The organism is Piscirickettsia litoralis, assembly GCF_001720395.1.
In the GTDB taxonomy this organism is placed as follows: Bacteria; Pseudomonadota; Gammaproteobacteria; order Piscirickettsiales; family Piscirickettsiaceae; genus Piscirickettsia; species Piscirickettsia litoralis.
This window is the reverse complement of the sequence record NZ_MDTU01000010.1, coordinates 15,242-20,719: the sequence shown is the minus strand read 5'-3', so window position 1 is coordinate 20,719 and position 5,478 is coordinate 15,242. Positions and strand designations below refer to the sequence as shown.

10 protein-coding genes are annotated in these 5,478 nt (G+C 41.8%); 8 read left to right on the top strand and 2 right to left on the bottom strand.

Annotation, left to right across the window (positions count from 1 at the left end; genetic code table 11):
• Positions 1 to 352 (top strand): phage minor head protein (locus BGC07_RS18855; protein WP_069314602.1); only part of this gene is annotated, 352 nt, incomplete at its 5' end.
• On the opposite strand, the gene BGC07_RS20990 is transcribed toward BGC07_RS18855, so the two are convergent.
• Positions 349 to 525 carry a hypothetical protein gene (locus BGC07_RS20990; RefSeq protein WP_158007029.1) on the bottom strand — a complete coding sequence of 59 codons (177 nt, stop codon included), beginning with the start codon at positions 523 to 525 and terminating at the stop codon, positions 349 to 351. The genes BGC07_RS18855 and BGC07_RS20990 overlap by 4 nt on opposite strands.
• 95 nt (positions 526 to 620) lie before the next feature.
• Here BGC07_RS20990 and BGC07_RS23570 point away from each other — a divergent pair, with 95 nt between their 5' ends.
• The 6 genes from BGC07_RS23570 (at position 621) to BGC07_RS18820 (ending at position 4,332) form a co-directional block, all read left to right on the top strand.
• Positions 621 to 878: an ATP-dependent Clp protease proteolytic subunit gene (locus BGC07_RS23570; protein ID WP_069314601.1), complete on the top strand. Its 258-nt coding sequence runs from the start codon at positions 621 to 623 to the stop codon at positions 876 to 878.
• Positions 866 to 1,759, top strand: coding sequence for a Clp protease ClpP (locus tag BGC07_RS18845; protein WP_069314600.1), 894 nt, complete (start codon positions 866 to 868; stop codon positions 1,757 to 1,759). The genes BGC07_RS23570 and BGC07_RS18845 overlap by 13 nt, the downstream gene beginning before the upstream one ends.
• A gap of 54 nt (positions 1,760 to 1,813) precedes the next feature.
• The gene (locus BGC07_RS18840) at positions 1,814 to 2,191 is read left to right on the top strand and encodes a hypothetical protein (RefSeq protein ID WP_069314599.1); all 378 of its coding nucleotides are present in this window, start codon (positions 1,814 to 1,816) and stop codon (positions 2,189 to 2,191) included.
• A 60-nt stretch (positions 2,192 to 2,251) separates the two neighbouring features.
• Positions 2,252 to 3,268, top strand: coding sequence for a hypothetical protein (locus BGC07_RS18835; protein ID WP_069314598.1), 1,017 nt, complete (start codon positions 2,252 to 2,254; stop codon positions 3,266 to 3,268).
• Positions 3,269 to 3,461: 193 nt separating this feature from the next.
• The gene (locus BGC07_RS18825) at positions 3,462 to 3,884 is read left to right on the top strand and encodes a hypothetical protein (RefSeq protein ID WP_069314597.1); all 423 of its coding nucleotides are present in this window, start codon (positions 3,462 to 3,464) and stop codon (positions 3,882 to 3,884) included.
• Positions 3,862 to 4,332, top strand: a complete 471-nt coding sequence (locus BGC07_RS18820) for a hypothetical protein (RefSeq protein WP_069314596.1) — start codon at positions 3,862 to 3,864, stop codon at positions 4,330 to 4,332. The genes BGC07_RS18825 and BGC07_RS18820 overlap by 23 nt, the downstream gene beginning before the upstream one ends.
• Here BGC07_RS18820 and BGC07_RS18815 read toward each other — a convergent pair.
• Positions 4,327 to 4,680, bottom strand: a complete 354-nt coding sequence (locus BGC07_RS18815; protein ID WP_069314595.1) for a hypothetical protein — start codon at positions 4,678 to 4,680, stop codon at positions 4,327 to 4,329. The genes BGC07_RS18820 and BGC07_RS18815 overlap by 6 nt on opposite strands.
• Positions 4,681 to 4,776: 96 nt before the next feature.
• Between BGC07_RS18815 and BGC07_RS18810 the strand changes: the two genes are divergently transcribed.
• Entirely contained in the window at positions 4,777 to 5,160 is a 384-nt protein-coding gene (locus BGC07_RS18810) for a hypothetical protein (protein ID WP_139121854.1), read from the top strand.
• The last annotated feature ends 318 nt before the right edge of the window (positions 5,161 to 5,478 follow it).

Here is a 5,478-nt window from a genome sequence, read left to right as displayed (position 1 = left end):
AAAGGAGTTAAAGCCTGATGTTTTAGATAAGATGATATTGAAAGAATATAACAAGAAACTCAATTATCGCTCGCTTATGATTGCACGCACTGAGTCAAGCTTTGCTATCCATGCAGGCAGAGAAGCGATGTGGCAGGACATGGTGAATAAGCAAATTATCAGTCCTCAAAGCAAAAAGCAGTGGCTTACCTGCGATGACTCAAGGGTATCTAAGTTTATTTGCAAGCCGATGAACAAGCAAACTGTTTTAGTTGGCCAACCGTTTACTACAGGGGACGGTCGGGCGGTTTATCATCCGCCGCAGACGCATCCTAATTGTCGGTGTACGGTTGTTTTGAAGCCGAAAAATTAACAGATGCTTTTCTTTTTTATCTCATGCTTTTCAAAGGTTTTAACCCCACAACTACCATTTGCCTCAAACCATGTGCATTTATACCTGCCGTCTTCTTGTTTTTTGAGGAAAATCATTTTGCGGCCACTCGATCTAGAGATGACTTCATCACCAGAAATAAAATCTGCACTCATAACTAAAATCCAATAAACAATAAAGTCATTCGATGTTATTCAGTTTTTAAACTATTGCAACCGTAATTCAACTTGCTAAATTAGGTGAAAAGTAAATGTCTAAACACTTTCAATTCCTAGCCAAATCAAATAAACAAACCGATGTCATGGTCTATCACCCCATCATGCCAGGCGATGCCGTCGAGTTCGTTAACAAAATAAAAGCCATTCCAGAAGATCACACGGTCAATATTCGCATCAACTCACCAGGTGGCAGTGTTACCGAAGGTGCAGCAATGATTAATTGCATTAAAGAGTTGGGTGATCGTTGTATTGCGACCGTCGAGGGGTGGCTGCATCAATGGCAAGCTTAATTGCTGTGTCTGCAAGTAAAACTAAGATGGCCAAAAATGCCATGATGATGATCCATCACCCGATGAAAGCCATGCAAGGCAATGCCAAAGAAATGGTGCAAACCGCTAAAACGCTTCAAGGCATGAGCGAAATTATGATCGAAGGCTATAAAGCAAAAACTGGCCTTCCTACAGATGAAATCGACGCGATGCTAGATAAAGAGTTCTGGATGGACTCAAAAAAAGCGAAAGAACTTGGTTTCGCTGATGAGATTGTTGGCGATTCTAACATCCAAGCTTCAATAAACCCTGACGAGTTCGGATATAAAAATGTTCCACAAGCCCTACTTAACCCACCAAAAGAGGAAAATAAAACAATGCCGCAAGCTTCAATTGACAAGCTAACACAATTCAAAGTCTTTCTTGAAGAGGTAAAAGACAACCCAGAAATTAAAGCGATGTTTGAAACCAAACAAGATAATAAAAGCGATAGTGACGAAATTAACACATTTAAAGCCATGCTTGAGAGTCAAAATCAAACAATCAAACAGCTAGAAGAACGCGAAGAAAAGCGCGCTCTTGAAAAGTTTGAAGCGCTGGCCAGCGATTTACAAGCCAGTGGTCAGGAAATTGAAGCAAACTCACTTAAAGCCTTACACGATAGTCACCCTGACATCTACGCAAACATGGTACAAGCATTAGAACGAGCTTCAAACATTTCAAAAGCTCATGAGCAAGGACTTTTCCAAGCACAAGGCTTTTCTGGCGAGGCTAAGCTTGCAGGCAAAAAAGGGCAATTTCAGGCTAGAGTTAAGAGCATTACTAAAGATGGCATGGATGAAGATGAAGCCGTTATTGCGGCAATGTTGGCTGATGACAGTAGTTACGAAGATTTAATCTAAATTCCCTTTCACTCTCTTTTTTTTAATTTTCAAAAAATAATTTAGGAGTCTGTAATGTTTTTACAGGGCTACAGTATCGGCGTGCTTCCAGCCGCCAAAGATTTAAGCGCAAACCAAGGCGCAGCAGTTTCATATACAGGAACAGGGTTCGATTTAGCGCCTGTTGGTGGGCTGTGTGATGGTGTTCTACAAAATAAACCAGGGCAAGGCGCAGTGTGTGATGTGATGCAAACAGGTATTGCAAAAATGATTGCCAGCGCAGCAATTACCGCTGGAAACTATGTAAAAGTCTCAGCCAATGGTCAAATTGCCCAAGCCGGAGAAGGCGATACGGCAATTGGTAAGGCGATTGATTCAGCAGGCGCAACAGACGACATTATCGGCGTGATGCTTATTCCTAACGGCCACGCTATCCCAAAACCAGCATCATAATTTTTAATTTTGTAGGTCAATTCTGACCATTATTTAAGTTCAGTAAAAAAAGGTAAATACATGAAAACAGTTGCATCAGATCGACATTTTAATACCATTTTAACCTCTGCAAGCGTCTGTGCCATTAATCGAAATCAAAAATATGTGTACGGAAATGTTTCGCCCATTCTTCCCGTCAATAATTTGTCTGATAATTATGCAAGCTACGACTTAGATAGCTGGTATCGCTCCCAAATGCAAAAACGAGCGCCAGGCACTAGTGCGGCTCAAGCAGACTTTTCAGTTAATTTTGATAGTACCTATCAATGTGCTCAGTACGCTTTGCTTGTTCGCATTCCTGACGAAGTCCGTAGAAACGCCGACAGTATCTTTAAGATTGACAAGGATTATACAGACTTCTTAACGATGCAAATGATGCTGTTTAAAGAAAAAATGGCCGCTAATACTTATTTCAAGTCGGGCGTTTGGGGCACAGAATACAACGGCGTTGCAGAAAAACCAGGAGAAAATCAATTCATTCAATTTAACCTTGCAGATAGTAAGCCTATTGAGTTTTTTTCTCAAGTTCTCGACGATATGGAAGAAAAAACGGGGGGCTTTAGACCGAACTCTATCACCTTCCCTCGCCGTGTTTTTACAGCGATTAAGAATAACCCTGAAATTGCCGACCGCATTAAGTACGGTACAAGTACAAAGGCAGGCGCGGCTTATGTTACACCCGAAGCGATTGCGGCTTTACTTGAAGTTGATGAAGTTAAAGTGATGAGCGCAACTGAAAATATTAAAGCTGAAAGCGGTAACAAAAAAACCGATGCTGAGCTTAAATTTATTAATGACGATGCTGTGTTAATCCAGTATAAAGCAAATCCAGCAACTAATGTTGCAATGGCGACCGCATGCCGTACCTTCCAGTGGACAGGACTTGCTGGGGCTAAAAAAGGCCACCGCGTTCTAAAATACCGTGATGAAAACACCAAGCGCTCTGACATTATTGAAATTGAAAGCTGTTTTGTGAATGAGGTTACTTGCAAAGATATGGGAGTTTTACTCACTAACTGCCTTTCTAAAGCCGCATAGGAGTTACTATGCGCGATTACACAGAATTTAATGAGGCGCTAGAGTTTTGCGCCTCAACTGCTTTCGGCCTCCTTCTTGGAGGCAAACACTACAAAAAAGGCCAGAAAATAAAAAAAGAATTGCTGAGTCGAAGGCAACTCAGATGTTTATTTATGGCTGGCAAAATTGATTATCACAAAAAGAAGGGTAAAAAATGAGTTGGTCCTATGATGTTTCTCAACTACAAGCTTCCCCTCTTTTTCAAATTCGTTACTTGATTGGCGATACCAACGAAAAAGACCCGCTGCTTCAAGATGAAGAAATAAACTTTACTCTTGATCAATACAAAAACACTGACCAAGCGGCGGCGGCTTGTTGTGAGGGCATTGCAGCTCGATTCTCACGCGAAGCAGATCAAACGGCTGGGAAGGTAAGCCAAGACCTTTCACAAAAGTCTCACCAATATTTAAAGCTAGCCGAGACAATCAGAAGCCGTGCCAGCTCCAATCTTGGTGCTGGTGCTTTTTATGCGGGTGGAATTAATAAGGCCGACGATGTGAAGTATCGCTCTGACCCTACGATTAATCAACCTAGATTCATTCGAGGGATGTTTAATGACCGCCAAGCTGGATATTAAAATCAATGACAAATTGCTTAAAGATTTAGAGAAAACTTTGAAAGGAGCAATAAACACACGGGCTTTAAAAGTTGGCTTTTTTGGCGGTGAGAAAAACGACGATAAAGAAAACAGCCCAACCATTGCGGCTATTGCAAGAGCCAATGAATTCGGTGTACCTGAACGCAATATTCCGGCGCGTCCTTTTATGCAGCAAACCCTTGAAGCTCACGGCTTTTATAAGAGGTCACTTGCCATTCGTTTAGGGCGAGTGATTCGCGGCACACGAAGCTTTGACGGCCAACTAATCGCTATCGGTGAAAAGATGGCCAGCGATATAAAAACCACGATAACCAACGGAAATTTTGCAACCAATGCACCAAGCACGATTGCTAAAAAAGGCTCAGATAAACCGCTTATTGATTTTGGCAATATGAGAGCTAATGTCTCGTATGAAATTGAATTATAAATCTAACGCCTTAGAATATATCTCCTCTCTTTCTTCTGTTGTTTTTTTTAAGAATAAAGTTGAATCCAGGCGATCATAACTAGTTAAATCAATTCGTTGATCGTTTATCGCTCCTTGTTCACTATGCAAAAAAGAAATAAAGGAATGTTTGTGATAGCCCGTTTTTCTTATACATTCTTTTATAGCCTCATCTGTGTATTCCACCCTTTCCAAAGCCTCTAAAGCACTGAGCTCTTCATCAAAATTATGCTTCCGATGAAAAGGGTTATACCAACCTGGTTTATTTTCTTGAAGCCAAGTTTTTGCTTGTTGAATTGCGTTGGATATTTTGTCTCTGTTCTCTAGCATTACTATGCTCCTCTAATCAGCTTACTTTCCAGGCTAATTAGCTAACCTTAAGCCAAAATGATGTTGTTGTTCATTAAAATTAAAGAGCATGTAAAATTGATTTACTTACCTAAACAACTAATAACAATCACACGCTACAAACCTGGGCAAGACGTTAACGACGAAGGCAAAGTGATCAACGTCGTAGATAAAACCTTCGACACGGAAGCCGTTGTTTTACCCTACTCCGACCACTTAAAACACGACCCCACCTCATTTAATCGCAAGACTGGAATAGAACTATTTTCAGAAGTGCCTATTTATGGGGCTGACATCCGCACAAACCGACCGCCTGATCGAGTTCTTTTTGAAGGTGGGGAGTTTGATGTGGTTAAAGTAAAACCTTATGACACGCATTATGAAGTGATTTGTATAGAAGTCGATGAATATCCAACCCCTACAAAAAGCATTAATCAGTGTGCTGAAAGAGAACACGAATGAAAAAGTTCTCACCGGCTATCAAGATAACCTCCGATGCGAGCCAGGGAGCGCCAAGCGCGGGGTGAGTATTCCGAGGTAGGCTCGGATTTTTAGCAGAGCGGAGTGACGTAGGGCCTTTAGGTCCGGAGTCGGCGGAACGAGTGTCTAAAAATCTATACGAGCCGTAGAGTCATCTGAGAGCGAGATGCGGAGTGTGCCGAATTAAGGCACGGAGCGTCTCGTGACGGGGACGGCCGAGGCATTATAGTCGTCGCGTTTTGCGAGGCGATTTTGCACCATGGAAGTGCAAAATACCTACCGAGGTAGCGACGCTTCCGA